Origin of the sequence: Nonomuraea roseola, from assembly GCF_039535395.1 — a bacterium.
Classification (GTDB): domain Bacteria; phylum Actinomycetota; class Actinomycetes; order Streptosporangiales; family Streptosporangiaceae; genus Nonomuraea; species Nonomuraea roseola.
This window is the reverse complement of sequence record NZ_BAAAXC010000005.1, coordinates 645,362-669,896: the sequence shown is the minus strand read 5'-3', so window position 1 is coordinate 669,896 and position 24,535 is coordinate 645,362. Positions and strand designations below refer to the sequence as shown.

23 protein-coding genes are annotated in these 24,535 nt (G+C 69.4%); 14 read left to right on the top strand and 9 right to left on the bottom strand.

Translation table 11 applies throughout. The annotated features are described in order from the left end of the window. The first annotated feature begins 184 nt into the window (after positions 1-184). The 3 genes from ABFX55_RS05105 to ABFX55_RS05095 all read left to right on the top strand — a co-directional run bounded on the left by ABFX55_RS05105 (position 185) and on the right by ABFX55_RS05095 (position 1,604). Positions 185-493, top strand: a complete 309-nt coding sequence (locus ABFX55_RS05105; protein ID WP_346118082.1) for a DUF6355 family natural product biosynthesis protein — start codon at positions 185-187, stop codon at positions 491-493. 375 nt (positions 494-868) lie between these two features. After that, complete coding sequence (locus ABFX55_RS49695) at positions 869-1,024, top strand: hypothetical protein (RefSeq protein ID WP_379479255.1); 156 nt, start codon at positions 869-871, stop codon at positions 1,022-1,024. Between the two features lie 43 nt (positions 1,025-1,067). Then, positions 1,068-1,604, top strand: coding sequence for a hypothetical protein (locus ABFX55_RS05095; RefSeq protein WP_346118079.1), 537 nt, complete (start codon positions 1,068-1,070; stop codon positions 1,602-1,604). A 201-nt stretch (positions 1,605-1,805) separates the two neighbouring features. Here ABFX55_RS05095 and ABFX55_RS05090 read toward each other — a convergent pair whose 3' ends face one another. Beyond that, entirely contained in the window at positions 1,806-3,011 is a 1,206-nt protein-coding gene (locus ABFX55_RS05090) for an MFS transporter (RefSeq protein ID WP_346118077.1), read from the bottom strand. 123 nt (positions 3,012-3,134) lie between these two features. Between ABFX55_RS05090 and ABFX55_RS05085 the strand changes: the two genes are divergently transcribed. Continuing rightward, entirely contained in the window at positions 3,135-4,055 is a 921-nt protein-coding gene (locus ABFX55_RS05085; RefSeq protein ID WP_346118075.1) for a GlxA family transcriptional regulator, read from the top strand. Between the two features lie 139 nt (positions 4,056-4,194). On the opposite strand, the gene ABFX55_RS05080 is transcribed toward ABFX55_RS05085, so the two are convergent. Continuing rightward, entirely contained in the window at positions 4,195-4,848 is a 654-nt protein-coding gene (locus tag ABFX55_RS05080; RefSeq protein WP_346118073.1) for a class I SAM-dependent methyltransferase, read from the bottom strand. A gap of 37 nt (positions 4,849-4,885) precedes the next feature. On the opposite strand from ABFX55_RS05080, the gene ABFX55_RS05075 reads away from it, so the two are divergent. Next, positions 4,886-5,323 carry a MerR family transcriptional regulator gene (locus ABFX55_RS05075; protein WP_346118071.1) on the top strand — a complete coding sequence of 146 codons (438 nt, stop codon included), beginning with the start codon at positions 4,886-4,888 and terminating at the stop codon, positions 5,321-5,323. Between the two features lie 126 nt (positions 5,324-5,449). On the opposite strand, the gene ABFX55_RS05070 is transcribed toward ABFX55_RS05075, so the two are convergent. The 4 genes from ABFX55_RS05070 to ABFX55_RS05055 are packed head-to-tail and all read right to left on the bottom strand — an operon-like array spanning position 5,450 to position 11,605. After that, complete coding sequence (locus ABFX55_RS05070; protein WP_346118070.1) at positions 5,450-8,464, bottom strand: alpha-mannosidase; 3,015 nt, start codon at positions 8,462-8,464, stop codon at positions 5,450-5,452. A gap of 30 nt (positions 8,465-8,494) precedes the next feature. After that, positions 8,495-9,427 carry a carbohydrate ABC transporter permease gene (locus ABFX55_RS05065; protein WP_346118068.1) on the bottom strand — a complete coding sequence of 311 codons (933 nt, stop codon included), beginning with the start codon at positions 9,425-9,427 and terminating at the stop codon, positions 8,495-8,497. 1 nt (position 9,428) lies between these two features. Next, on the bottom strand, positions 9,429-10,328 hold the full coding sequence (locus tag ABFX55_RS05060; protein ID WP_346118066.1) for a carbohydrate ABC transporter permease: 900 nt from the start codon (positions 10,326-10,328) through the stop codon (positions 9,429-9,431). After that, entirely contained in the window at positions 10,325-11,605 is a 1,281-nt protein-coding gene (locus tag ABFX55_RS05055) for an ABC transporter substrate-binding protein (RefSeq protein ID WP_346118064.1), read from the bottom strand. Before ABFX55_RS05055 ends, ABFX55_RS05060 begins: the two co-directional genes overlap by 4 nt. A gap of 98 nt (positions 11,606-11,703) precedes the next feature. On the opposite strand from ABFX55_RS05055, the gene ABFX55_RS05050 reads away from it, so the two are divergent. From ABFX55_RS05050 to ABFX55_RS05040, 3 genes are read left to right on the top strand one after another with little or no spacing between them, the layout of a single operon-like run. Continuing rightward, positions 11,704-12,735 carry a LacI family DNA-binding transcriptional regulator gene (locus tag ABFX55_RS05050; RefSeq protein WP_346118062.1) on the top strand — a complete coding sequence of 344 codons (1,032 nt, stop codon included), beginning with the start codon at positions 11,704-11,706 and terminating at the stop codon, positions 12,733-12,735. Positions 12,736-12,781: 46 nt separating this feature from the next. Beyond that, a complete protein-coding gene (locus ABFX55_RS05045) occupies positions 12,782-14,002 on the top strand; it encodes a glycoside hydrolase 5 family protein (RefSeq protein WP_346118060.1) in 1,221 nt (406 codons plus the stop codon). Between the two features lie 12 nt (positions 14,003-14,014). After that, positions 14,015-16,549 (top strand): endo-beta-N-acetylglucosaminidase, encoded by a 2,535-nt coding sequence (locus ABFX55_RS05040; RefSeq protein WP_346118058.1) that lies wholly within the window; start codon positions 14,015-14,017, stop codon positions 16,547-16,549. A 314-nt stretch (positions 16,550-16,863) separates the two neighbouring features. On the opposite strand, the gene ABFX55_RS05035 is transcribed toward ABFX55_RS05040, so the two are convergent. Further along, positions 16,864-17,826, bottom strand: a complete 963-nt coding sequence (locus tag ABFX55_RS05035) for a LysR family transcriptional regulator (protein ID WP_379479254.1) — start codon at positions 17,824-17,826, stop codon at positions 16,864-16,866. A gap of 105 nt (positions 17,827-17,931) precedes the next feature. Here ABFX55_RS05035 and ABFX55_RS05030 point away from each other — a divergent pair, with 105 nt between their 5' ends. From ABFX55_RS05030 to ABFX55_RS05015, 4 genes are all read left to right on the top strand, one after another. Continuing rightward, positions 17,932-19,188: an MFS transporter gene (locus tag ABFX55_RS05030; protein ID WP_346118054.1), complete on the top strand. Its 1,257-nt coding sequence runs from the start codon at positions 17,932-17,934 to the stop codon at positions 19,186-19,188. Further along, on the top strand, positions 19,185-19,781 hold the full coding sequence (locus ABFX55_RS05025) for a cysteine hydrolase family protein (protein WP_346118052.1): 597 nt from the start codon (positions 19,185-19,187) through the stop codon (positions 19,779-19,781). The genes ABFX55_RS05030 and ABFX55_RS05025 overlap by 4 nt, the downstream gene beginning before the upstream one ends. Before the next feature lie 242 nt (positions 19,782-20,023). Then, positions 20,024-20,266, top strand: a complete 243-nt coding sequence (locus ABFX55_RS05020; RefSeq protein ID WP_346118050.1) for a hypothetical protein — start codon at positions 20,024-20,026, stop codon at positions 20,264-20,266. 163 nt (positions 20,267-20,429) lie between these two features. Further along, on the top strand, positions 20,430-21,386 hold the full coding sequence (locus tag ABFX55_RS05015; RefSeq protein ID WP_346118048.1) for a S41 family peptidase: 957 nt from the start codon (positions 20,430-20,432) through the stop codon (positions 21,384-21,386). Between the two features lie 102 nt (positions 21,387-21,488). Here the strand turns inward: ABFX55_RS05015 and ABFX55_RS05010 are convergent, their stop codons facing one another. Together ABFX55_RS05010 and ABFX55_RS05005 are read right to left on the bottom strand one after the other, a co-directional pair. Continuing rightward, positions 21,489-21,905 carry a hypothetical protein gene (locus ABFX55_RS05010; RefSeq protein ID WP_346118046.1) on the bottom strand — a complete coding sequence of 139 codons (417 nt, stop codon included), beginning with the start codon at positions 21,903-21,905 and terminating at the stop codon, positions 21,489-21,491. Between the two features lie 159 nt (positions 21,906-22,064). Next, positions 22,065-22,943: an RNA polymerase sigma-70 factor gene (locus ABFX55_RS05005; RefSeq protein ID WP_346118044.1), complete on the bottom strand. Its 879-nt coding sequence runs from the start codon at positions 22,941-22,943 to the stop codon at positions 22,065-22,067. Positions 22,944-23,166: 223 nt separating this feature from the next. Here ABFX55_RS05005 and ABFX55_RS05000 point away from each other — a divergent pair, with 223 nt between their 5' ends. Next, a complete protein-coding gene (locus ABFX55_RS05000) occupies positions 23,167-23,664 on the top strand; it encodes a carboxymuconolactone decarboxylase family protein (RefSeq protein WP_346118042.1) in 498 nt (165 codons plus the stop codon). A gap of 14 nt (positions 23,665-23,678) precedes the next feature. Continuing rightward, the gene (locus ABFX55_RS04995; protein ID WP_346118040.1) at positions 23,679-24,437 is read left to right on the top strand and encodes an SDR family oxidoreductase; all 759 of its coding nucleotides are present in this window, start codon (positions 23,679-23,681) and stop codon (positions 24,435-24,437) included. Positions 24,438-24,535: the final 98 nt, after the last annotated feature.

Below are 24,535 nucleotides of genomic sequence, written 5' to 3'. Positions count from 1 at the left end.
CCTCAGCGTGTTCATTCCGCGATAGAGGCCACGAATATCGCGCGAATTCCTCCACCTATGCGCTTACCATCTGAGCTCACCCAAAATCGTGAGCGCGCTTCGGGGATCGTCAGTGAAGTGATCTCAGCAAAGGGACCGGCTCGTCAGGGACCGGTTGCACAACGCAAAGGGGCAGCAGAGCAACATGCGTACACAGATTTTCAAGGCGATCGGCGGAACGTTGGCCGCCCTGGCACTGACCACCGCGCCGACGTACGCCGGCACCATCGCGAGCGCGAACAGCGCGGCCGGGGTCGGGGCAGCCGCCTGCGGCTGGGACCCTGACGCCTTCGGCGCCTACTACAACCACTGCAACTCCAACTCCAACGTCGTCATCCGCGTCGAGCGGCACTTGGGGCTGCCCGGATTCGACCGATGCGTCAGGCCGGGGCGCACCTATCTCGGCTCTACATCCGAGATCAGATACGCCTGGTACAAGGGCGTTCTCTGCTGAACCGGCCCCTACGGCGACATGGGGCCCACGCGCATCGCCTTTGGGCCGGCCGGTCAGGTCGAGGCATGCCGGTGAGCTCGGTCACCCAAACCCCGGCTCGGACCTGGCCGTCGAGGTCGTAGGCGGGCGTCCACGCGGTCCTGGGTACCCGCAAGATCGCGACCTGGATGTCCGTCCACGCCCGCCCGCTACGTCAACCCCCGCGTTCCCCATCGCCAGGCGAGCGGATGCGGGGAAGGGGAAACCCCTGCTCGTTACCCCTCGAACCTGACCGACGCGCAGTGGGAGCTGATCGAGCCCACACCGCCCGAGCCGAACACCGGCGGACGTCCGGAGAAGCATCCGCGCGGGTAGATCGTCAACGCGATCCTGTACGTGGTGCGCTCCGGCCGTCCACGGCGGTACCTGCCCACCGGCTTGCCGCCATGGCAGACCGTGTACTGGTACTTCTCGCGGCGGACCCGCCCAACGCCAGGCTCGTTACATCTGCAACTGACAGAGATGATCACCATCTCAAGCACCTGGAGGTGATCCGTCGCGGAACGCTCAGTTTGAGTCTGCCGTCTAATCGATCATGGACCTGCTGCGACACCTGAAACGCTCGCCCGCTCTGCTGTGCGCTCTGGCAGCGCCGTTGCTGTACGCCGGAGTGACCCTGATCGCGCTCCAGTTGGCCATCCAGAAGGGGCTCAACTCCTGGCACGAGCCCTGGAGCGACCTGCTGCCAAGCCGGCTGGGCCCCGCGATCGCGTGGGCGTGGACGGTGATGCTCAGCATCACTCTCATCCTCGCGGTCGAGGCGGCCGTACTCGCCGCGCTGGGTGGCTCGCTGAATCGTCGATCCGCCGTCAGCGGCCTCGTGCCGTGCACGGCCGCCAGCACGGTCTACCTGTTCACTCTCGCCCTGGCCGTATTGGGCACTCACGCGTTCGTGCTGTATCCCAATGGCGATTTCGATCTCGGGGTTCTTTTCCCAGATTGGTACTTTCCTGCACTGATCGTCATCGCCGTCGTGACCCTCACCGCGCTGACCGTCTGGCTGTCCGCCGCGGTCAGGGAGGCCTCAGCCTCCCGATCGTCGACGCTGCCGCCACGGCGGCCGCATACGTGACATGCCGCGCTCCTCGAACATGTCCGCAGTCTGCCAACCGGCTCCGCGGGCTGATGCGGCTCCTTGAAGTGGGGCAACTCCACCCCTCAAGCTGACCTTCTCAAACACGCCCTGAGATCAACATGGCGTCCACGGCCCCGATGAACCGACCAGCAGCTGCTGGAGATCGCCGCGCTCGTCGCCCTCCCAGATGATGACCGACTACGTCAACAAGCTGGCCGAGACCGGGGCTGACTGGCGTCCGGCCTCCAGGGGTTCTCGGCCCAGCCGCCTGACCGGCTTGATCAACAGCAGTGCCGCGACCACGCCGGCCGTCACCAGGGCCGACCCCAGCATGAAGGCGCGCGGTTCGACCAGCGCCGTGACCGGACCGGCCAGCGCCTGCCCGACTGCCATGCCCGCGACCGACCCCGCCACCTGGTAGGCGTTGACCCGGTTCACCACGTCCGGCGCGACCTGCGTCTGCACGCTGGTCGACCACATCACCGACCAGAACGCCAACGCGCACCCACCGAGCAGGTGCCCGGCCATCAGCAGCGGCAGCGGCAGCCCGAGCGCGACCGTCAGCGGCACCGCCACGTACCCGCTCAGCGCCACCGCCCCGGCCGCCAGCGGCCTGCGCGGCCTGAGCCTGATCGCCACCAGCCCGCCCAGCACGGTGCCGAGACCGAGCGCCGCCATCACCCAGCCGTAGTCGGCCCCGATGACCTGCGACGACAGCGGCACGTACGGCCCGACCACCAGAACGCCCCAGAACACCCAGACCAGGATGACCGACCACATCCAGCTCCTGGCCTTGAACTCCTCCCAGCCCCTGCGCAGGTCGCTCAGCACGTTGGAGGGCTCCGGCCTGGGTACGGTGACCCGGACCAGCAGCAGGCACACCCCGCTGACCAGGAACGTCGCGGCGTCCACCGTGTAGACGAAGACCGGCCCGGCGACGACGATGAGGACTCCGGCCAGTGCGGGCCCCGCCAGATGGGTGACCGCCTCGGCGATCTTCAGCGTCGCGTTGGCCCGCTGCGGATCTTTGGCGACCAGGGAGACCATGCCGTTGACGCCCGGCTCGAACAGCCCGGCGGCCGTGCCCGACAAGAACGCCATCACCAGCAACAGGGCGTACGGCGGAGCGCCATCCAGGAAGGCGACAGCCACGACCCCCTGGGTGACGACCCTGATCACGTCCGCGACGATCATCAGGCGCCGGGCACCTATCCGGTCGGCGACGACCCCGCCGAACAGCATGACCAGCACGGCCGACGCGGTCCAGAGCGCGAGCACGTAGCCGACGCCCGCGATCCCATAGACTTTCCCGATCGCCAGCGCCGAGGCGACGGGCATCATCGCGTCACCGAGCAGCGAGATCGTGCGGGCCCCGAAGTAGAGGGTGAAGCTCCTCGTCCACATGAGCCCCAATTCTGGATTTTTCCAGATCAGGGCGCCGGTGTCCCAAATGACATCATTAGGTACATTTGCGCCATGCCCCTGGATTGCCCGGAAACGCCCCCGACGCCCCTCAGCCCGCATCGCGTGGTCGCCTTGGTCGCCCGGAACCAAGAGCTCTACCCTGTCACCTCCGCCTCAGCGGTCTTCGGCTACCACGGCCCCGACATCCCCCAGCACTACAGCTTCAGCCTGTGCGCCGAACACCCCGGCTCCCTCCCCACCACCCTCGGCGTCCCCATCCAGGTGGACAGCGGCCTCGAGGCCCTCGACGACGCCGACACCGTGGTGATCGCGGGCTGGACCCTCACCCCCTCGCCCGCCGTACTCCACGCGGTGTCCCAAGCCCATGCCCGGGGCGCCCGCATCGTCGCCGTCTGCGCCGGAATCTTCATCCCCGCCGCCCTGGGCCTCCTGGACGGCCGCCGCGCCTCCGTCCACTGGGAGCTCTCCGGCGAACTCGCCGCCCGCCACCCCCGCGTCATCCCCGACGACACCGTCATCTACGTCGATCATGGCGACGTCGCCACCGCCGGAGCCTCGGCCGCCACCCTCGACCTCTGCCTTCACCAGGTCCTCCAGGAGTACGGCGCGGCCCACGCCATGCGCATCGGCCGCCAGCTCGCCGCCGGTCCGCATCGCGAGGGCTGCCAGCGCCAGTACCCTTCCCTCCCCACCACCGGCCCCATGCCAGACTCCCTGGCCCCGCTGCTCGAATGGCTCCTCTCGCGCCTGCCCGACCAGATCACCGTCGAGGACATGGCCGCCTACTCGGGCGTCTCCCCCCGCACCCTCACCCGCCAGTTCGCCGACCAGCTCGGGGTCCCACCCGCCCGCTGGCTGCTGGAACGCCGCCTGGCCGCCACCCGCGCCCTGCTGGAGGAGACCGACCTGCCCGTCGAGACCATCGCCACCCGCGTCGGCCTCTCCTCGGCGGTCAACCTCCGCCGTCGCTTCCACACCGCCCTGCGCACCACCCCGGCCGCCTACCGCCGCTCCTTCCGCTGAAGAGCCGCCGTCTCCACCAGGGAGCGCAGCGGGGGTCCAGCGGTCGGCCTGGGGGTCGTCGAACAGCTCGACCATCACAGGCAGGCCGAGCCCGATGATCGGATGTCGGTGGGGAAGCTGGTCGGTGTGTTGTCCGCGGTCATACCGGCATGCCGCTCGGATTGTCGGCAAGCACACAGGCAACGGGCGGGTCGAGCTCGAGGGTCTCGACCCGGAGATGCGTGAAGCCGGCCCGGGTGAGCATGTCCTGGAGCTCTTGGGCGGCTCGGGCCGTGGTGTCCCGGGTGGCACCGGGGGAGCGGGGCTGGCTGACGAGCGCGATGCGTCCTGCGGGGCGGAGCAGGCGGCGCAGCTCGCGAAGCCGCTCCACCGGCTCGGGCCAGAACCCCACGGAGTTGACGGCGAGGATGGCATCGAGCGGATCGCCGAAGCGCGGCAACTGCTCCACGGAGGCGTGCGTGAGGTGCACGCGGTGGGCGCGGACGGCGGCGGCGTTGCGACGGGTGGCCTGCCGGACCATGACCTGCGAGTGGTCGATGCCGAAGACGTGGCCCCGGGTGGCGCGGCCGGCGAACTCGGCGATGGCGATGCCGGGACCGAAGCCGATCTCGAGCACCCGGTCGGTGGGCTGCACGTCCAGCAACGACACCGCCCAGACGTTGCGCTGCCGGTTGGAGAGGCGATGAGCGAACATCCAGCCGACCGCCCACCCGACGATGCCCCGGGGGCGGTGCGCCTGGCGCACCAGCCTTCTGAGCGCGCGCTGCTTGAGAGATGTACCTGCTGTCTGCATGATCGCAGTCAACGACTTCAAGTACGCTTGAAGTCAAATGGCTGAGCAGTTGACGATCGGTGAGCTGGCGCGCCGCACCGGTGTCGCCACCTCCGCTCTGCGCTACTGGGAGGAGCTCGGCCTGCTCCCGGCACCGGCCCGAGTGTCAGGCCAACGACGTTATCCGCCATCGGCGGTCGAGCTGGTCGGGCTGGTCGTGTTGCTGCGAGATGTCGGTTTCACGTTGCGGGAGGTCAAAGCGTTCGTCGCGTCTCGTTCGCCGGCCGCCGACGGCTGGCGGGAGCTGTACCAACGCAAGCTGACCGAGCTGGATCAACGGATTGCCCAGGCTCAGGTGGCACGTACTGTCATCGCCCATGGCTTGGCCTGCCGGCACAAGGACATCTTCGAGTGCTCCAACTTCGCCAGGGGGGTCGCGGCGCTCCTGGAGGGATCTTCTCTCGAAGAGGCTCACGAAGAGGCTCATTCGCACTGACCCTGCCGTCGAGCCGGTCTGGATCGCGGCCATGGCCGGGCCCGGCGCGGCCGGAGGCGGGGCGAGCCTCTCAAAGGCGAAAGCGCCTTCGGCGTACCAGGCGGGCGGTACGCCGAAGGCGGGCGCTCAGCGGCTGAACCGCAGCGTGACCAGCTCGAACGGGCGCAGCGACACCGCCACCGACCCGTCCGTCAGCTCCGGTGCGGCCACGTCGGCGAGCGGGCGCTCCAGCAGGTCGGTCACGGCGACGCCGGTGGCGGCGAAGCCGGTCGAGAGGCGGGCGCGGGCCCGGCCTCCCCTGGACTCGTGGAAGCGGACGACGACGTCCCCGCTCCCGTCGTCGGCCAGCTTCACGGCGGTCACCACGACCGCGTCGTCGTCCACGGTGACCAGGGGCGCGATCACCGCGTCGCCCGGGACCCGCCGCTCGGGCAGGTTGACGAACCAGCCCTCGCGGATCGCGTCGCCGATCGCCGCGCCCGGCACCAGCGCGTGACTGAACCGGTGCGTGCCCTGGTCGGTCTCGGGGTCGGGGAAGCGCGGGGCGCGCAGCAGCGACACCCGCAGCATGGTGGTCGTGCCCGAGTCCAACGCCCGCACGGTGCGGGTCACGTCGTGGCCGTAGGTGGAGTCGGTGACCAGTGCCACGCCCCAGCCCGGCTCCTCCACGTGTACGAACTTGTGGTTGCACGCCTCGAACTTGGCCGCCTCCCAGCTGGTGTTGGTGTGGGTGGCGCGGTAGGCGTGGCCGTACTGGCTCTCCGAGGCGTACCGGTCGGCGTGGACGTCCAGGGGGAAGGCCAGCTTGAGGAACTTCTCGGTCTCGTGCCAGTCGACCTCGGTGCGGATGTCAAGCCGTCCGGCCTTCACGGTGAGGACCTGCGTGACCCGCGACGCGCCGAACGAGCGCACCACGCGAACCGAGCCTGGCTCCTCGCCCGGCGCGACCTCGTCGGCGTCCACCAGGTCGGTCACCGTGTTCCGGTAGAACTGGTCCACGTCCCAGGCGTCCCACATGTTGGGGAAGTCAGGGTGGATCTGCAGCAGGTTGGCGGCCTGCCCTGGCGCGACCGTCTCCCGCTGCGCCCGCAGGTCGTACGCCGAGACGACCAGGCCACGGCCGTCGATCTCCACCCGGAGCAGGCCGTCGTCCAGGACGTACCCGCCGTCGTCGCGGGTCCGGAGTTCGGCGGCGAGGGCGGGGGCTGTCACCGCGGACGCTCCGCCGGCTGGGACGCCGTTGCGGGCGTGCGGCGCCGCGTTGAAGACCAGCTCGCCGGAGCCGGGGTTCCCCGCGAGGGCCCGCTGCGCGGCGTCGATAATGTCGTTCAGCTCCTCGGCCACGGCGGCGTACGTCTTCTCGGCCTCGCGGTGCACCCAGGCGATGGACGAGCCGGGCAGGATATCGTGGAACTGGTGGAGCAGCACGGTCTTCCAGATCCGGTCGAGCTGCTCGTGGGGGTAGGGGTGCCCGGCGCGGACGGCGGCGGTCGCGGTCCACAGCTCGGCCTCGCGCAGCAGGGATTCGCTGCGCCTGTTGCCCTGCTTGGTCTTGGCCTGGCTGGTGAGCGTGGCGCGGTGCAGTTCGAGGTAGAGCTCGCCGACCCAGACGGGCGGGTTGGGGTACTCGGCCTCGGCCTTGGCGAAGAAGTCGGCGGGCGTCTCCCACGTGACGGTGGCCGAGCCCTCCAGGTCCCGCAGCCTGGCCGCCTTGGCGACCATCTCGCGGGTGGTGCCGCCGCCTCCGTCGCCCCAGCCGGTCGGAGCGAGGGAGTGCCGCGCGACGCCCTTGTCCTTGAAGTTGCGCGCCGCGTGGGCGATCTCGCTGCCCTTCATCGAGCAGTTGTAGGTGTCGACGGGCGGGAAGTGGGTGAAGATCCTGGTCCCGTCGATGCCCTCCCACAGGAACGTGTGGTGGGGGAACTTGTTGACCTGGCTCCACGAGATCTTCTGGGTGAGCAGCCGCTTCGACCCGGCCGCCTTGATGATCTGGGGCAGCCCTGCGGCGAAGCCGAACGTGTCGGGCAGCCACACCTCGTCGTTCTCGATGCCGAACTCGTCGAGGAAGAACCGCTTGCCGTGGACGAACTGCCTGGCCATGGCCTCCGAGCCAGGCATGTTGGTGTCGGACTCCACCCACATGCCGCCCGTGGGGACGAACCGTCCCGCGGCCACCGCCTTGACGACCCTGGCCCAGACCTCGGGCCGGTGCTCCTTCACCCAGGCCCACTGCTGGGCCTGCGACATGACGAAGACGAAGTCGGGCTCGTCCTCCAGCAGCGCGGTCATGTTGGAGGTCGTGCGGGCGACCTTGCGCACGGTCTCGCGCAGCGGCCAGAGCCATGCCGAGTCGATGTGGGCGTGGCCGACCGCGCTGATCCGGTGGGCCGAGGGTGCCGCCGGCGTGGCCAGCACCCCGGCCAGCTCGGCGCGGCCGGCGGCGGCCGTACCGTTGACGTCCTGCAGGTCGATCGCGTCGAGGGCCCGCTCGACGGCGCGCAGCAGCTCCCAGCGGCGGGCGCCGTCGACGGGCAGCTCCACCATCAGCTCGCCGAGAACCTCCAGGTCGATCACCAGCTGCCAGACGGTCTCGTCGAAGATCGCCAGGTCCATGCGGGCCAGCCGGTACTGCGGCTCGCTCCCGGCCGTCGCCTTGTCCCCGAGCTTCGTGGGAACGAAGGGGTGGTAGTCGAGGATGACGGGGTTGGAGGCCGCCTCGATGTGCAGCCGTACCTCCTCGCCACCCTGGACCGGCGCGCCGACGCGCACCCACTGGTTGCGCGGGTTGAGCCCCTTCACAGGGGTCCCGTCGGGGCGGTAGACCAGGCCCTCGCACTGGAAGCCCGGCATGTTCTCGTCGAAGCCCAGGTCGAGGATGACCTCCACAGTCCGGCCCGCCCAGTCGGCGGGCACCGTGCCGGCGACCGTGAACCAGCTCGTGCCCCACGGCGCGCCCCACGGGTCACCGACCGCGATCGGCGAGGGGGAGGCCGCCAGGCCCTCGGCCACCGGTACGGGTTCGCCGGGCGCGTGCCACACGGCCACGTCCAGCGGCACGGACGCGGGGTACACCGCGGGGCGGATCCGCTCGTCGAGGACGCGCTTGAGGCGCGCTTCGACCAGCTCGCGGTCGTCATGCATGGAGAGAGACTCCTTGTTCTGGAAACCGGTTCAACCCTTGATCGCGCCCTCCGCGACGCCGCGGAAGAAGAACCGCTGCAGCGAGGCGAAGAGGATCACGATGGGCAGGAAGGAGATCATTGTCCCAGCCGCGATGAGGCGGGGATTGGCGGTGAAAGTCCCGTTGAGGTACTGCAGGCCAACGGTGAGCGTGAAGTTCTTCGGGTCGTTGAGCACGATGAGCGGCCACAGGAAGTCGTCCCAGGCCCCGATGAAGGCGAAGATCGTGATGACGCTGAGCATGCCGCGCACGTTCGGCAGGCCCAGGTGCACCAGCCGTTGCCAGGGCGTCGCCCCGTCGATGACCGCCGCTTCGTCCATCTCCTTGGGGATGGCCTGGAACGCCGTGCGCATGAGCAGCACGTTCAGCATCCCGATCGTGCCGGGCAGCGCCACGCCCACCAGGGTGTCGGCCAGGCCCATGCTCCGGACGGTGAGGTACTGGGAGATGATCGTCACCTCGCCCGGCAGCACGAGCGTGGACAGGAACAACGCCAAGAGCAGCTTCGCGCCCCGGAACTCCAGCCGGGCCAGCGCGAACCCAGCCAGCGTTGCGCCGATCGCGTTGCCGCACACGACGATGACCGCCACGATCAGCGAGTTGAGCGCGTACGTCCAGACGGGGATCGTCGCCGCGACCTTCGCGTAGTTCTCCAGCGTCGGCTGGAGCGGGACGAAGCTCGGCGTCTGCGCGAAGACGTCCTCGTACGGCCCTTTGAGCGAGGTGGACACCTGCCACAGGAACGGCAGGACCGTGATCGCCAGCACGACCAGCAGCAGCGTGTACCGCAGCACCAGCTCCCCGGGCCCCGGAGCGCCGAAACCGCCCCGGCCCCGCCGTACCCGGCCCGCGTGCCGCCCCGACGACGATCGAAGGGCGGGTACGGCGTCGCCGGTCGCCTCGCGCGTCTTCATGTCCGCCATGTCAGGTCGCCTTCCTGGTGAGCCGCGCCAGCAGGAGCATCGGACCGATCGTGATGACGAAGAGGAGGATGCTCAGCGCGGAGGCGTAGCCGAAGTGGCCGTAGAAACCGCGGCTGTAGAGCTGGATCAGCATCACGAGCGACATCGCGCGCCCGCCGGGCCCGCCCGTGCCGTTCGACAACACGAACAGTTCGGAGAACACCCGCAGCGCCGAGACCGCCACCAGCACCGAGACCAGCAACATCGTGTTGCGTACGCCCGGGACTGTCACGCTCCAGAAGCGGCGCACCGGCCCGGCCCCGTCCACGGCCGCGGCCTCGTGCAGCTCACGTCGTACGTTCCCGAGCGCGGACAGGTAGATGATCATGTAGTAGCCCAGGCCCTTCCACACCGTCAGCGTGATGGCGCTGAACACCAGCAGCCAGCGGTCGGTCAGGAACGGCAGCGGCCCCTGGAGCACCCCCATCTCCTGCGCGAGCCCGTTGATCACGCCCCGGTCGCTCAGGAGCCAGCTCCAGATCAGGGCTACCACGACCGCCGAGGCGACGACGGGGGTGTAGAAGGCGGTGCGGAAGAACGTGATTCCCGGGATCTTCTTCTCGACCAGCACTGCCAGCAGCAGCGGTAGGAAGGTGAGCACCGGTAGGCAGACCACCATGAACACGATGCTGTTGAGCAGCGCGTCGACGAGCTGGGTGTCGTCGAGCATGCGCCCGAAGTTGTCCAGGCCGGTGAAGTGCCCGCCGCTCAGCGGCTTCGCGTTCGTGAAAGCCAGGACCAGCGTGTTCAGCGAGGGCCAGACGTTGAAGACGAACAACCACAGCGCGGCGGGCGCCACCAGCAGCCAGGGGATGATCCGGCGGCGGAGGGCGCTCTGCGCGGGGAGTACGGGAGTGGTCACTGGTTGAGCAGCTCGTTGCATTTGGCGACCGCGGCGTCCAGCGCCTCCTTCGAGGAGACCTCGCCGGTGAGCGCGAGCGCGATCTGCTGCCGAATGAACTTGCTCATCGCCTCGGTGACCTCGAAGGGCTGGAGCACCTTCGCCGAAGCGAGGGACTTGAACGCGATGACCTTGGCGTCGCCGCCGTTGGTGCCGTCGCTCTCGGTGAAGAACGGGTCGTTCGCCGAGGCCTTGGTGCTCGGGAAGACGCTGACCTCGTGGGCGAACGCCGCCTGGTTCTCCGGGCTGGTCACCCAGCGCGCCAGCGCGACCGCCGCGGCCGGGTTCTTCGACTTCTTCGAGATCGACAGGCCCTGGACGTACAGCGGCGGGATGCCCATGGCGACCGACGGCACGACCTTGGGTGCGAGCGAGGGGTTGTCGGTCTTGACGGCGATGATGTGGTTGGCGCCTGCCGTCGTCCAGGCCACGGTGCCCTCGTTGAACAGCTTGGCGTTGCCTGCGTAGGTGTCGGTGAGCACGTCACGCGGCAGCAGGCCCTCCTTGTACGCGGCGCGGTACTTGTCGATCACCGCGGCGGCCTCGGGGGTGTTGAAGACGAAGCTCTTGCCGTCATCGGAAAGGATCTTCACACCCGCCTGGGTGAGGTCACCCAGTTCGGGACGGCGGCTCATCAGGTAGGCCTTGCCGCCGGACTTCTGCTTGAAGGTTCGGGCCTGCTCGACCAGCTCGTCGAAGGTCGCCGGCGGCGTGGCCGGGTCCAGCCCGTTCTTCTTCATCAGCTCGGAGTTCCAGTAGTTGACGTCCGTGTTGAGGTACCACGGGTAGCCGTACGTCCCGGAGAACCCGCGGAACTTGTACGCGTCGAGGCCGCCGGCGACGTACTCTTCGGCGAGCTTGGGGTCGACCTGGGCGACGTCGAGCAGCAGGTCCTGCATGACCAGGGGCCGGGCGAAGTCCGGCGGCAGGTTGGTCACGTCCGGCAGGGTGCCGGAGGCGGCCTGGTTGAGGACCTTCTCCGAGTAGGCGTCCGGCGGCTGGTCGATCCATTCGACCTTCGTACCCGGGTACTTCTTCTCGAAGGCGCCGATGACGCCCTCCATGTACGTCGTGAACTTGGGCTTCAGGGCCCAGGTCTGTAGCGTGACCGTGCCCTTCACCTCGCCCGTGGCCGCCGCGGTCGGGGCGGGGGCAGCCTGCGGGTCGGCCCCGCCGAGCCCGCAGCCCGAGACGACCATGACGGCTGCCACCGCCAGTCCCGTCCAGTACCTACGCATGGCGCTCTCCTTGGGTGCTAAATCGCTCTAGTTGCCGGACTATTCCCCCGGCTAGACTCGCGTGTCAATAGCTGAGACGAACTCGTGAAGGAGCAGCAGTGCGCCGACCGACGATCACCGACATCGCGGAGCGGGTCGGGGTTTCGAAGGGCGCGGTGTCCTTCGCGCTCAACGGCCGCCCAGGGGTCGGCGAGGCCACCCGCGCGCGAATCCTGCAGGTCGCGAAGGAGATGAACTGGCGCCCGCACAGCGCCGCCCGGGCCCTGAGCGGGGCCCGGGCGGAGGCGGTGGGCCTGGTCATCGCCCGGCCCGCCAGCACCCTCGGCGTGGAGCCGTTCTTCGCCCAGTTGCTGTCCGGGCTGCAGGCGGGGCTGTCGGCGCAGTCAGTGGCGCTGCACCTGCTGATCGTCGAGGACGTCGAGGCCGAGATGGAGGTCTACCGCGAGTGGGCCTCCGCGCACCGGGTGGACGGGTTCGTCATGGTGGACCTCAAGGTCCGGGACCCGCGCATCGAGGTGCTGGAGGAGGCGGGGACGCCCGCGGTGGTCCTGGGCGGTCCCGGCAAGCACGGGAGCCTGTCCAGCGTGTGGGCCGACGACCGCGGGGCGATGCTGTCGGTCGTGGACTACCTGGCCGCGCTCGGCCACCGCAGGATCGCCCACGTCGCGGGCCTCCCGGCGTTCCGGCACACCCAGCGGCGCATGCGCGCGCTGCACGACCGTGCCGGCCGGCTTGACCTGGAGGAGGCGGTGTCGGTGCCCACCGACTTCAGCGACTCCGAGGGCGCGGCAGCGACCCGGGCGCTGCTGTCCCGCCCCCGCCGGCCGACGGCCATCGTCTACGACAGCGACGTGATGGCGCTGGCCGGGCTGGGGGTGGCGGGCGAGATGGGGGTGAAGGTGCCGGACGAGCTGTCCATCGTGGCCTTCGACGACTCGGTGCTGACCCGGATCGCGCACCCCGCGATCAGCGCGCTCTCCCGCGACACCTTCGCCTTCGGCAAGCAGCTTGCCGAGGTGATGCTGGAGATCATCGCCGAGCCGGGGCTGCGCAGGGACGTCAAGACGGCGACCCCCCGGCTGGTGGTCCGGGAGAGCACGGCGCCGCCCGGGACTTGGCAGGAGAACTAAAACGCTTTAGGCTCCGCCGGGAGATCGTTCGACCCCCGGAGGACGCGTGCCCCTGTCCGACCCCATCCGCTACGGCGCCAACTACGTGCCCTCGGCCGGCTGGTTCCACAGTTGGCTCGACCTCTCGCTCGACGCCGTCCGCCGCGACTTCGAGGACCTGGCTTCGATCGGCCTGGACCACGTGCGAGTGTTTCCGATCTGGCCGTGGATCCAGCCGAACCGGGCGCTGATCCGGCAGCGTGGCGTGGATGACCTGCTGGCGCTGATCGACGTCGCCGCCGAGTTCGACCTGTCCGTCGCCGTGGACCTGCTTCAGGGGCACCTGTCCAGCTTCGACTTCCTTCCGTCGTGGGTGCTCACCTGGCACCGGCGCAGCCTCTTCACCGACCGTGACGTGCGTGACGGCATCGCCGCGTACGCCGACCGGATCGCGCGCGCCGTCGCCACCCGCGACAACGTGTTCGCCGTCACGCTCGGCAACGAGGTCAACAACCTCTATCCGAGCAACCCCACCACGCCCGAGGCGTCCACGGCCTGGGCCGCGGAGCTGGTGGATGTCGTGCGCTCCGCCGCGCCCGGCCTGCTCGCCCTCCACTCGCTGTACGACGCCACGTGGTACGACCCTGAGCACCCGTTCCATCCGGCCGACAATGTGGACCTCGGCGACCTGACCACGGTCCACTCCTGGGTGTTCAACGGTGTCTCCGCGATCGACGGCCCGCTCGGCCCCGCCACCGTCGGCCACGCCGAATACCTCGTCGAACTGGCAGCCGCCACCTCGCTCGACCCGACCAGGCCCGTCTGGCTGCAGGAGATCGGCGCGCCCCTGCCCGACGTGCCCGAGGCCCACGCCGCCGAGTTCGTCCGTCGCACGCTCGACACGGTGACCGCCAACCCCGCGCTGTGGGGCGTCACCTGGTGGTGCTCCCACGACCTGGAACGTTCTCTCGCCGACTTCCCTGAGCGGGAGTACGACCTGGGCCTGTTCACCGTGGACCACCATCCCAAGCCGGCGGCCAAAGAGCTCGCGACGATCATCGGCGAGCGCCGCCGCCGTACCGAGGAAAGGCGCCCTGCCCTGCGGTGCGACGTGGACCTGCGGACCGAGCCCGGCCGCCGGGCCGAGGTCGCGCCCGGCAGCGCCTTCCACACCGAATGGGTCCGGCTGCGCCAGAACGGACCCGTGGCCATCGTCGCCGGCGACCGCGCCGCCGACCCTGGCCACCTCACGACTCGGGGAATCGACACCGTCCTCACTCAGGAATGAGAGGGAGCCCAGATGCGACGCCGCTTGTTACCCGCCCTGTGCGGAGTCCTGATCGCGACGGCCCTCGCCGCCCAGCCCGCCCTGGCCGACCCCACGGCCCGGTCCACCTCCAGGCCCTCCTCACCCGCCGACCCGTCCGTCGATCCGTCCCCCTCGGATACCCCGACCGCTTCGTCCACCCCGGCGGCGCCAGGCCGGTCGGGCCGCGCGGCGGCGCGGGCGGCGGGCGACCAGCCCTACGCCTCCTACTGGCACCCGAACACGATCCTGAACTGGAACCCGGCGACGGACCCTGACGCGCGGTTCAACCGGTCACGGGTGCCGCTGCGGCCCCGCGTCTCAGACCCCGCGCTCAAGGCCAACCCGAACGCCCGCGCCGGCGAGGGCGAGATCGCCTCGCTGGTGTCGTTCGGGCCGACCTCGAACAACCCGTCGCAGGGCTCCCTCGACCCCAACTACTACGCCTTCACCCACTGGCAGTACATCGACACCCTGGTCTTCTGGGGCGGTTCGGCGAGCGAGGGCCTCATCCTCGCCCCCAACGCGACGGTGATCGACGCCGCGCACCGCAACGGGGTCAAGGTCTACGGGACGGTGTTCTTCCCGCCCACGGCATACGGCGGGCAGATCCAATGGGTGCGCGACTTCGTGCAGAAGTCCGGCTCGAACTACCCGGTCGCCGACAAGCTGGTGCAGGTGGCCCAGCACTATGGGTTCGACGGCTGGTTCATCAACCAGGAGACCGCGGGCGGCGACGCCGCCCTGGCGACCGAGATCCGCACGCTGATGAAGTACGCCAGGGCCAAGGGCCAGGTCGAGTTCATGTGGTACGACGCCATGACCGAGAACGGCTCGGTCACCTGGCAGGACGCGCTCACCACGGCCAACGACGCCTTCCTGAGCGACCCCGCCAGGGTGTCGGACTCGATGTTCCTGGACTTCGGCTGGGGCGCGGGCAACCTGCGGTCGTCGCGCGACCTGGCCCGCTCCCTCGGCCGGGACGAGCACGAGCTGTACGCGGGCATCGACACCGAGGCCAACGGATACAACACCGGGGTGAGCTGGGACGCGGTCTTCCCCGCCGGTCAGCCGCACGTCACCTCGCTGGGCATCTACCGCCCCGAGTGGACATGGAAGTCCTCCTCAGGCCCGGCCGACTTCCGCACCCGCGACTCCCGGTACTGGGTGGGCGCGAACGCTGACCCGTCCAACACCGCGACCTCCTCCTCCTGGAAGGGCCTGGCGCATTACATCGCCGAGTCCACGGCCGTGACCGCGAAGCCGTTCGTCACCGGGTTCAACACCGGGCACGGCGACTTCTACAACGTCGGCGGGGCCCGCGTGCGCACCGGCGGCTGGAACAATCTGTCAGTGCAGGACGTGCCCCCCACCTATCAGTGGGTGGTGAACTCCACCGGGACCCGGCTCACGCCGTCCGTCGACTACGGCGACGCCTACGAGGGCGGCTCCTCGCTGCGGCTCACCGGGAAGCTCGACGCGGCCAACACCGTGCGGCTCTACCAGGCGAAGCTGCCGGTGACGGCCGACACCAAGCTGTCCGTCGTGGTCAAGAGGCCCGCCGCGGGCCCGACCCACCTGAAGGCCGCCGTCGCGTTCACCGACGCGCCGGGCACCTTCACCACGGTCGACCTGGGGTCCACGAGCGGCACCGGCTGGGAGCGGAAGACGCTGGACCTGTCGGCGCACGCCGGCAAGACCATCGCCCAGCTCGGCCTGCGCGCCGAGGGCTCCGCCGCCTCGTACGACATCCGGGTCGGGCAGCTCGCCGTGTACGACGGAGCCGTGGACGCGCCCGCCGCGCCCTCCGGCCTCCAGGTGCTCGGCGCGACCGACGTGTCCTCCTCCCGCAAGTCGCTCCGCCTGGCCTGGACCGCCGCCGGCACCGGATCCGGCCAGGTCCACCACTACGACGTCTACCGCCGCAACGCCGACGGCTCCCGGACGTACCTGGGTGCTACCCCGAACGACGCGTACTTCGTGCCGCAGCTCGACCGGGCCGGCGCGGAGACCAGCACGAGGATCGAGGTCGAGGCCGTCTCCACCGAGTACGGCCGGTCGGCCGCCGCGACCGTGACGGTCGCCTGGTCGGGTGAGCCAGGGGAGGAGAACCGCGCGCTCGGCCGTCCGGCGACCGCCTCCGGGCAGTGCGCCGCGGACGAGGGACCGGCCAAGGCCGTGAACGGCACCGTCACCGGCGGGAACTCCGACAAGTGGTGCACCCTCACCGCGGACAGGTGGCTGGAGGTGGACCTCGGCGAGGCCCGCTCCCTGACCCGGTTCGTAGTCCGGCACGCGCAGGCCGGCGGGGAGTCCGCGGCGTTCAACACCCGGGACTTCACGATCCAGGTGCGCTCGGCCGCCTCGGAGGAGTGGAAGACGGCGGTGACCGTCACCGGCAACACGGCGGCCACCACCACCCACCCGGTCACCCTCACCGCCCGCCACGTCAGGCTGTCCATCAGTAAACCGACCCAGAACACCGACTCCGCCGCCCGGATCTACGAGTTCGAGGCGTGGGGGAGGTAGCGCGGTAGCGCGCCCACCAGGCCGGTCGCGCCGCCGGAATCCCGGCGGCGCGACCAGCGGTGCCGACCCTGTGGGTCACCCTCTCGAGGTCGGCCATGCCGCTCGATCGAGGCGGTCCATGACGTCGTCCTCCGCCACCGCAGAACTGGTCTCCGCCTCGGTGTGTTGGCAGGTCAGACGTATCTACTGCAGGCACCACCAGAGCCGCCCTGGCCAGCCCCCTGCGTGATCATGTCGTATCGTCGATACGAACAGCGCCCGGCCGAGCCACCGTCCGTCGATCCGGCCACGATGATCGCAGACGCGGCGGCGTTTCAGCGCGGAACCACCCAGCCCGGCGCCCAGGTACCGGCGGCGTCGCGGCCGGCCGCTGTGGCGGCGAGGCGGGCGCGGAGGGTGGCCAGCCCTGGGTGGGGGTTGTCGCGGTGCCACAGGAGCGAGTGCGGGTAGACGGGCGTCGGGTCGGTCACCGGGATGCGGCGCAGGCCGTGGTCGGCGGGCCACACCAGGCGGGTCTGCTCGCCCATGAAGGTGGCCAAGGCCGGGGTGTCGGCGATGGTGTCGAGGAGCGCGTCGGAGCCGAAGTTGGGGCCCGTCGCCTCGATGGTGAGGCCGAACTCGGCGACGAGATCGTCGTAGTAGGCGGCCCACTCGGTACCGGGGACGATGCCGGGCATCCAGATCCGGTGCCCGGCGAGCTGAGCAATGGTCAACGACCGGGCGCCCGCCAGCGCGTGGGCGGGCCCGGTGAGGAGCTGGAGCGCCTCGTCGAGCACCCGGACGGACTCGATGTCCTCGGGAAGGGGCCGGCCGGGCACGGCGACGGCGCGGAAGGACGCGTCGATCGCACCGGACCGGATGGCGGCGACGGCCGTCTCGATGTCGAACAGCATCACCACGTCGAGCTCGATCTCGGGGTGCGCGCGGTGGAAGGCGCGCATCAGGCCCGAGGCCGCGCTGCGTGAGGCGATCACGTCGACGCGCAGCGGCCGGCTGCCGGGTAGCACGGACGCGACCGCGCGCTCGGCGACGCGCAGCAGCTCGCGCGCGTGGGGCAGGAACGCCTGCGCGTCGATGGTGAGCCGGGCCCCGCGCGCGGTGCGGGTGAACAGCCGCACGGCGAGGTCCTTCTCCAGCCCGGCGATGCGCTTGGAGACGGCCTGCTGGGTGATCGACAGATCTGCGGCGGCGTCCTGGAACTGGCCGGTGTCCACGACGGCGACGAACGTGCGCACAGCATCGAGATCCACACCAACTGACCTTAGTGCACAACTCATGGTTGTGCGCCTTCGGCCAGCCGGTTGTTTGACCTGCCTCCTAGCTGCGCGCTTTGATCTCCCAGGTCAACGGGTGGTTGTTTTCTAGAGATGGCGGGGTGCGCCTTGGGAACGTCGCTGGGGCGGCGGTTCAGGTGGTTCTGGGCCGCTTATGCGGTCAGCACGTTCGGCACATGGCTCGCGTTCGACGCGTTCGCCCTGATCGCGATTCTCGCTCTGGACGCAGGGCCTACCGAGGTGTCGGTTCTGGCCGCCGCGGGCCTCGCGGTCGGGGCGGTGGTCGCGGTGCCGCTGGGGCCGTGGGTGGAGTTCCGGCGTAGACGGCCGGTGATGATCGCGATGGACCTGATCCGGTTCGCGGCGCTGATGAGCGTTCCCGCCGCCTACGCGCTCGGCTGGCTGAGCTTCGCTCAGCTCCTGGTTGTGGCGGTCGTTGTCGGCGCAGCCGACATCGCCTTCACCGCTGCGAGTGGAGCATGTCTGAAGTCGCTCGTCCGGCCCGAGGACCTGCTCGTTGCGAACGGGCGGTTCGAGGCCACGACCTGGACCGCCACCGCGCTCGGGCCGCCGCTCGGTACCGCCGCGATCGGGCTGGTGGGCCCGGTGACGAGCGTGGCGGCCAACGCGGTCAGCTTCCTTCTCTCGGCCGCGGGGATCCGCGCCATCGGCGGGCGGGAGCCACGTCCCGCGCGAACCGCCACCCCGCCCCGGCCTGGAGCCGGCGACCTGCTGGAGGGATGGCGGTACATCCTCGCCAGCCCGGCGCTGCGTCCGTTGTTCTTCAACACTGTCCTGGTCAGCGGCCTGATCATGGCAGCCTTACCGTTGCTCGCCGTCCTCATGCTCGGCGACCTCGGGTTCGCACCCTGGCAGTACGGCCTCGCCTTCGGCGTCCCCTGCATCGGCGGCCTCATCGGCTCGCGACTGGCCCGCCCGCTCCTCGCCCGGTTCGGACAGCACAAGGTCATGCTCACCGCCGGGACGCTGCGCGCGTGCTGGCCACTCGGGCTGGCCTTCGTCCACCCCGGCCCCACCGGGCTCTTCCTCGTCATCGCCGTCGAACTCGGGCTGATCACCTGCATGGGCGTGTTCAACCCGGTGTTCGCTACCTACCGGCTCGAACGGCTCCCGTCGGACCGGGTCGTCCGCACGCTGGCTGCCTGGTCGATCACCAGTAAAGCCACCATCGCCGCCATGACCGGCGTGTGGGGTCTGCTGGCCGGCCTCACCGGTCCCCGCACCGCGATCGCGATCGCCGGCCTCCTGCTCCTGGCGACCTCGCTCCTCCTCCCTCGACACGACCGCACGCCCCCACTCAAGAACGCCGGCCAGGCGCCACAGGAAAGGCACACACTCGCATGAGCACCGCCCCCGCGCTCGACCCCGCACGCACCGCCCTGCTCGTCATGGACTATCAGCCCGCGATCCTCGCGCTGCTGCCCGAAAGCGACAGTGAAGCCCTGCTGGGACGCATGGAAAAGGTAATCGCCGACGTTCGCGCCAGGGGCGGCACCGTCGCCTATGTCCGGGTCGGCTTCACCGAGACCGATTGGGCCGCGATCCCGCCCACCAACAGGTCTTTCGCACCGATCGCCCAGCACCGTCTCATGCACCACGCAGACCTTGACACCGCCATCCACGAACGTCTCGCTCCCCAGGACGGAGACATCATCGTGCGTAAGATCCGTTACGGAGGCCTGTCCACCACCGACCTCGATCAGCGGCTGCGCAAACACGGCATCACCACTCTGGTCATCGCGGGCATCAGTACCAGCGGCGTCGTCCTGTCCACCGTCCTCGACGCGGCCGACCGCGACTACCAGCTCTACGTCCTGGCCGACGGCGTCGCCGACCCTGACACCCAAGCGCACGACGTCCTGCTCCATCAGGTCTTTCCCTCACGGGCCCACATCCTCGAAACCACCGAGTTGCACACCCTCCTGCGGGCTGACTGACGCCGGCCGCGCCCGGCGAGGTGGTCGAGGTGCTGACCAAGCTGACCTCAAGTCGATCCTCCACCAGGTCTATGACAAGACTCCCGAAGGTTCCGGCAGCGATCACAGATGGTCAGCGGTAACCACCCGATGTTCCTCAGGACCCGACACCCCAGGACGATCTTCAGTCAGATCCCACTCATCTCCAAGCTCGCGGCGGTGGACTATGCCGTGGTTCCAAAGGAATGAGATGGGAGTCATCAATGTCACGACTGTCCGGGACGGGTAAGCGGGTCGTAGCCGTGCTGTTCGGCGCGGTGGCCGCCGCCCTGATCAGCACCACGGCCGCCGCTCCCGCCCACGCGGCGCCCCCGTGGTGGTCCTACCAGGACGAGTTCGGGGATGCAGGCCTGTACCAGGTCCATTACGAGGACGGCCGCCCCTACACGGTGGAGCTCTGCTGGAGCCACGACTGGGGCCAGGTACCCTGCGGCCGCTACTTCTGACCGATCGACCGGACCCCGAACAGGGGTCCGGTCCGTCTCAGTGCCTGTTTTCCGAACCGCGACCGTCGCTTATGGAGCGATCAGCGCCCTATATGAGCACTCGAAGTGCCTGAGCAGCCCTGAAGATCGGGTGCATTGTGAAAAGTGAGGCTAGAGTGCCCGAATGAACTGGTCAGAGCAGATTGAGACCCTTTGCCGGCAGCTCGACGAACACTATGTCTTCCCCGAGGTGGCTTCGGAGATCACCAGCGAGCTCCAGAAGCGACTGGCCAAGGGCGCCTACACCGACATTTCCCAGGAGGAGGCCTTCGCCGCCGTGGTGACGGCAGACCTGCAGTCGATCAACGGTGACAAGCACCTGCGCCTGCTCTACAGCGTCGAGGAGGTGCCCGAACACGACCCCTTCGACATGGACCTTTACATGCAGGAGGTGAAGCTGTCCGGCTACGGCTTCGCCCGCGTGGAGCGCCTGCCTGGAAACATCGGCTACGTGGACACGACCATGTTTCACGCGCCCGAAGTGGCGGGGGAGCGGGCCGTGGCCGTGATGACCCTGCTGGCCGACACCGACGTGCTGCTGTTCGACGTGCGCCGCAACGGCGGCGGCTCGCCCGGCATGGTGGCTCTGCTCTGCAGCTACCTGTTCCCCTACGGCTGGCCCGCCACCCACCTGAACTCGATCTACAACCGGGCCTCGGGCGTCACCCAGCAGTCATGGACGCTGCCGTACGTACCCGGCCCGCGTTTCGGCCCCGACAAGCCGATCTACGTGCTGACCAGCTCCGAGACCTTCTCCGGCGCCGAGGAGCTCTCCTACGACCTGCAGACCCGCGGCCGCGCCGTCCTCGTGGGCGAACGCACCCGAGGCGGCGCCAACCCAGGCAGTCGCTACCGCGTCGGCCCCCACCTGAAGTCCTCGGTGCCCTCGGGCATGGCGATCAACCCGGTGACCGGCACCAACTGGGAGGGCGTCGGCGTCGCCCCCGACATCGCCCTGCCCGCCGACCAGGCCTTCGACCACGCCTACAAGCTCGCCCTGCAGCATGTCCTCACGCTGGGCGACCAGGGCTACCGACGCGTCGTCGCCGAGGAGGCCCGCACGGCCCTCGCCGCTCTGTGACACCTTGCCAGCGGTGCTTGTCGGGGGCACGGCGCCGGGCTCCGTACAGCCGCTGGCGGAACTCCGCCAGCCAGCTGCCGGCGCGAGTGCTCCCCGGCGGCGTCATAGGCGGGTAGCGAAGAAGGTGCGGATGTCGTCGGCGAGGTGCTGCGGTTCTTCCTGCGCGGCATGGTGTCCGCCTTTGCCGTACTCGTTCCAGTGCACGATGGCGCTGTGGTCGCGTTCGGCGAGCGGGCGGATGGAAGGGAAGAAGTCGTCGGCGAAGCAGGCCAGACCCAAGGGGAAGGTCGACGGCTCGGCCGGCGGCCGGTTTCCGTGGTAGCCGATCAGGGCGGAACTGCCGGCGGTGTCGGTCAGCCAGTAGATCGTGGCGTTGGTGAGGATGTAGTCGTCGCTCACCGAGTCGCTGAAGAGCTGCAGGTTCCAGGCCAGCTGACCGGCCGGGGAGTCGGCGAGCGCGTGCGCAAGGGTCTGCGGCTGGGTGGACTGGAGCGTGAGGTAGGCGCTTCTGCCGGCCATGAAGCGTTCCAGAGCGGCCAGTTTCGCCAGGTCGTCCGGTCCTAGCGTGGCGCGCCTCGTCGAGACCGACGGAGGCCGCGCGGCCTTGAGGTCCTCACGGTCGCCGGCACCAGTGAGCGTTGCCTCGTTCGGTGACCGTTCCGGTGTCGGACAAGCCTTTCAGCGGCTCACGGCGGTCTCCTGTTCCATGCGCGACAGCTTCTCGGGATTGCGCACGTGGTAAGCGCCGGTGACGTAGCCGTTCTCCACTCGCACCGCCACCACGCCGTCGATCTCGCCGTTGACTCGGACGAGCAGCCCAGGGCCACCATTGATCTGCACCAGCTCGACCGACCTTTCTGCGTCGCGCTTCCACCAGCCGACGGCCAGCAAGCGAGCAACGTTGTCAGCCCCTGCAATGGGCCGCAGCAGGGCATGCTTGACACCGCCGCCGTCGCTCAGGGCGACGACGTCCGGCGCGAGGATGTCGAGCAGGCTCTGCAACTCGCCGGTCTCGACCGCTCGCTGGAAAGCCTGGAGCGCGGCGCGGTGCTCGGCAGGGGAGCCGATGCCGCGGGGTCGGCGCGCGGCGACGTGTGCCCGTGCCCGGTGGGCGATCTGGCGGACCGCGGCCGGGGTCTTGTCGACGGCTTCGGCGATCTCGTCGTAGTCCAGATCGAACACCTCGCGCAGCACGAACACGGCCCGCTCGGTCGGCGTGAGCGTCTCCAGCACCAGTAGCATCGCCATCGAGACGCTGTCGGCCAGTTCGACGTCCTCGGCCACATCCGGGGCGGTCAGCAGCGGCTCGGGTAGCCACGGCCCGACGTAGGTCTCCTTGCGCCGGTCCAGTGTGCGCAGTCGTTTCAGCGCCTGCCTGGTGGCGATCCGGATCAGGTACGCGCGCTGGTCCAGCACCGTGCCGAGGTCGACGCCCACCCACAGCATCCAGGTCTCCTGGAGGACGTCCTCGGCGTCGGTGGCGGAGCCGAGGATCTCGTAGGCGAGGGTGAACAGCAAATTGCGGTGGGCGACGAACGCCTCGGTGGCCGCGTCCATGCGACTGCCACGAGCTGTGCCCGTCGGTTGCTCAGTTCGTTCGCTCATCGCTGGTTCCTACCTGTTCGTTCGCGACCGTGCCATGCATACGATCCCGGTCCCCGCCGCTTTGTGACACCGACGATCGGTGGGCTATGTCACACAGGTACCGCTGTCACAAGGATCGGGTCGCCGGGATCTCTTGCTCGTAATGACGCAACACCACGAGTAAGGAAGTCCCAGCATGTCCACACCCACGACGACCAACCTCCGGTCGCGCATGCCCAACCCCCTCCCGTTCGTCCCCGAGATGGCGGTAGTCGGCGAAGGCCTGCACAAGGTCATCAAGAACGGCTCGATTCCGCAGGTCACCGTCCACCTGCTGCAGCTGCGCGCCGGGCAGATGCTCGGCAGCACGTACTTCACCATCAGGGAAACCGGCAACCTCCGCCAGGCAGGGGAATCAGAGGAGCGCATCACCGCCGTGGCGACCTGGCGGGACGCCACCTACTTCACCGACGCCGAACGGGTCGCGCTGGAGCTGGTGGAGGCCGTCCTGTCCCCGAACCCGTCCGGGGAGCGAGTCCCCGACGAGCTGTACGCCAAGGCGTCCGCGCACTACGACGACAAGGCGCTCTGGACGCTCATCATGGCGATCGCCCACATCGGCTTCTTCACCCCCGCCGCTCTCATCGCCAAGCCGATCCCCGGCATGCCCCCCGGCCAGAACTACAGCGAGTAAGAAAGGGATAGAGCATGAGCATCGCCAAGTTCGCGGTGGCAGGAGCGACCGGGCGGCTGGGACGCCACGTCGTCGACGTCCTCACCGAACGGGGCCACCAGGTCGTGCCGATGTCACGAGCCACCGGCGTGGACATCATCACCGGTGACGGCCTGGCCGAGGCGCTCACCGGGGTGGAAGTCATCATCGACGTCGCCTCGTGGCACGCCTCCGAACAGGAGGCGGCGACGGAGTTCTTCCGCACGTCGGCCCGCAATCTGCACGAGTACGGCCAGAAGGCGGGGGTCGCCCAGATCACCGTGGCCTCCATCATCGGCGTCGACAAGGCCACCGCCGGTTTCGTCGCCGCCAAGAAGGCGCACGAGGAACTCCTCCTGTCCGGCCCGCTCGCCGTCCGCATCCTGCGGGCCGCGCAGTTCCACGAGTTCGTCGGTCAGCTTCTGGACTGGCAGCAGGGCGACGTCGCCTACATCCCGGCCCTTCCCACCCAGCTGGTGGCCTGCCGCACTGTGGCCGAGGAACTGGTCGACCTGACCGTCGACCCCGGCGAGCCCGCTCCAGGAACGCCGATCCCCGAGATCGCCGGACCCCGAAAGGAGACCATGGCGGAGGCGGCCGCACTCCTCGGCGCCCGCCGAGGCATCAAGGTCGTCGGCGTTGACGGCTCGGCCATGCCCGATGCCGAGATTGCCGCCAAGGGTGGGTTCCTGCCCAGCCCGCACGCCAAGCTCGCAGGACCCACCTTCCAGGAGTGGCTCGACACCCAACCCTGAGCCGGCCGTATGACCACGGCCTGACCTTGTTCTCGGAGCTCCACGGCCCGGAGCTCCGAGAACAAGGCTTCCTCCGTCTGACGCCTGGACTCATCACC